Annotated in this window: 1 pseudogene; it reads left to right on the top strand. The window is 61.9% G+C overall.

Annotation, left to right across the window (positions count from 1 at the left end):
- A pseudogene (locus tag KBI52_RS00240) lies at positions 1–257 on the top strand (XRE family transcriptional regulator); the annotation flags it as partial.

Consider the following 257-nt stretch of genomic DNA (forward strand, 5'->3'; position numbering starts at 1 on the left):
AGCAGAACAAGAGCAGCCCGTCCGTCGCCTCCCTGCGCAAGATCCTGGGCGGGGTCTCCATGACAATGGCTGGGTTCTTCCATGAGGAGACGCGATCACACCACAAGGTTTTTTTCGGCGCCAATGAGCTGGTCGACCTGACATTCCGTCTCTCCAGCCACACGGGACAGGACCACAGCCGGCTAAGCTTCCGCCAGGTGGGCAATGCGCAGGCCCACGACCTGCAGATCCTCCATGAGCGCTATGAACCCGGGGCC

It is taken from the genome of Microvirga sp. HBU67558 (assembly GCF_018069605.1).
Taxonomy (GTDB): Bacteria; Pseudomonadota; Alphaproteobacteria; order Rhizobiales; family Beijerinckiaceae; genus Microvirga; species Microvirga terrae.